The organism is Brevundimonas sp. P7753 (assembly GCF_013386595.1).
GTDB lineage: Bacteria > Pseudomonadota > Alphaproteobacteria > Caulobacterales > Caulobacteraceae > Brevundimonas > Brevundimonas bullata.
In genome coordinates, this window is record NZ_JACARP010000216.1 from 1 (window position 1) to 651 (window position 651).

Genomic DNA, 651 nt, shown 5'->3' on the forward strand with positions numbered 1-651 from the left:
AACCAGTGGGCGTTCAGGCACTCGGCCCGGAAGCGGCCGTTGAAGGCCTCGATGAAGGCGTTGTCCGTCGGCTTGCCCGGACGAGAGAAGTCCAGGGTGACACCATGGGCGTAGGCCCATAGGTCGAGGTTTCGGGAGACGAATTCCGTGCCCTGGTCGACCCTGATGGCTTTGGGATAGCCGAGCTTCGCGCAGGCCTTGTCGAGCGCTTCCACGACGTTCTCAGACCGGTAGGTGAAACGGGGATCGATCACCGGCGAGAACCGCGAAAAAGTGTCCACCATGGTCAGAATGCGGATCTTGCGACCGGTTGCCAGCTGGTCGTGGACAAAGTCCATCGCCCAGGTTTCGTTCGGCCGCGTCGCCTCACAGCGATCCTCCCGGAGCTTGGCCTTCACCCGCCGCTTGGGCGTCTTGTTTCTCAGTTGAAGGCCCAAGGCTTTGTAAATCCTGTGGGTCTTCTTGATGTTTGTCCGCCAACCTTCGCGCTGGAGGAGCACATGCACCCGGCGATAGCCGTAGCGCACGCGTGTCTCGCAAATCGCCTTGATGCGGGCTTCGAGGCCGGCCTGGTCGGGGCGGCGGGATTTGTAGTGAAAACTCGAAGTGTCCATTTCCAGAACCCGGCAAGCCCGCCGGATCGACACGCCC

The 651-nt window shown here is 61.8% G+C and carries 1 protein-coding gene; it reads right to left on the reverse strand.

Annotated features, from left to right (window positions below):
• Nucleotides 1–651: IS3 family transposase (locus HX774_RS19220; protein ID WP_178829008.1), on the reverse strand; the 651-nt coding region annotated here is incomplete at both ends.